At 70.5% G+C, this 1425-nt stretch carries 4 pseudogenes; all 4 read left to right on the forward strand.

The features are described 5' to 3' along the window. Positions 1 to 489: pseudogene (locus A9X00_RS31515) on the forward strand (PE family protein); the annotation flags it as partial. A gap of 185 nt (positions 490 to 674) precedes the next feature. Beyond that, positions 675 to 779: pseudogene (locus tag A9X00_RS32850) on the forward strand (hypothetical protein); the annotation flags it as partial. Between the two features lie 146 nt (positions 780 to 925). Next, positions 926 to 1147, forward strand: a pseudogene (locus A9X00_RS32855) (PE family protein); the annotation flags it as partial. 111 nt (positions 1148 to 1258) lie between these two features. Beyond that, positions 1259 to 1425, forward strand: a pseudogene (locus A9X00_RS32860) (PE family protein); the annotation flags it as partial.

The raw sequence follows: 1425 nt of genomic DNA on the forward strand, positions 1-1425 counted from the left end.
GGCAATGCGGGTGTGCTGTTCGGGGCCGGCGGCGACGGCGGGGCCGGGGGTCCCGCCCGATCCGGCGGCGGCTTCAACGGCGGGCCCGGCGGGCACGGCGGCAACTCGGGGCTCCTGTTCTCCGACGGCGGAATGGGTGGACCCGGCGGGGACGGTCTGTTTGGGAACGGGGGTGTTGGCGGTGCCGGCGGGGACGCACTCCTGTTCGGCAACGGCGGGGCCGGCGGACCCGGCGGCTACGGGACCAGTGGTGGCCCCGGCGGGGACGGCGGCAGGGGCGGCACGCTGCTGGGCGACGCTGGAGCCGGTGGCGCCGGTGGCCAAGGCACCGCAGCCGGCGGTGCGGGCGGGGACGGCGGTGACGCGGTGTCTATCGGCGACGGCGGCAACGGCGGCAACGGCGGAACCGCCACCACGACAGGCAATCCCGGCACCGGCGGCACTGCCGGCTCGGTGTTGGGCGCTGACGGGCTCAACGGGTTGCCTTAGCCGGCACACATGACCAGCTGATGGGACCGCGTTCAACGCAAATACGTTGCACCGCAACGCCATAGGAAACTAGGCCGCGACCGTCTAGTAATGTCGGGATGGCGACCGACCCCTCAACGGTCGACCTCCACGAAATTGCTTCGTGACAGGCGCCAATCCTCACTGCTGAAGAATTTCAACCGGGCGTGCAGTCGCCCAAATGCGGCAACGGCAACGACCCGTTCGACAAGGCCGGTGCTGTGGCGGTGTTGCGGTTGGTGCTGGCGGAGTTGGGTGGCCAACCTCGCTGACCGACAGGACCCGCGGGCAAGCAAACCGACGAAAGGTTCACCGGAACCGGGTGCTTAGCGTCGCTCGGTATGTTGAAATCCTCACCTAAGCCATGGCAGGTGGTCGGGCACCAGCCGGGCCGCCCTTGCCCACTGGAAGGTGTCGGATGTCGTTTGTTGTCGCGGTGCCCGCGCTGTTGGAGACGGCTGCAACGAATTTGGCCGGTGTCGGTTCAACGCTGAACGCGGCCCATGCGGCCGCGTCGGCTCGGACGACGGCCGTGGTGGCCGCCGCCGGCGATGAGGTGTCGACGGCGATCGCGGCGCTGTTCTCCGACCACGGCCTTTCCTTCCAGGCCGCCGGCGCTCAGGCGGCGTCCTTTCAGGCCCAGTTTGTGCAGGCCCTAACCGGCGGTGCGAAAGCATATATCACCACCGAGGCCGCCAACGCCTCACCGCTGCAAGAGCTGCTCGACGCGGCCAATGCGGAAAGCGTCGCAATGACCGGGCGGCCGCTGGTCGGCAACGGCGCGCCCGGCGCTCCGGGAACCGGAGCGGACGGCGGCCCCGGAGGGTGGTTGCTGGGCAACGGCGGGGCCGGCGGCTCCGGGATGGCGGGGAAAACGGGCGGAAACGGCGGGGCCGCCGGCGGCAACATCGGCAACGG

Source organism: Mycobacterium sp. 1245805.9 (assembly GCF_001672915.1).
Taxonomy (GTDB): domain Bacteria; phylum Actinomycetota; class Actinomycetes; order Mycobacteriales; family Mycobacteriaceae; genus Mycobacterium.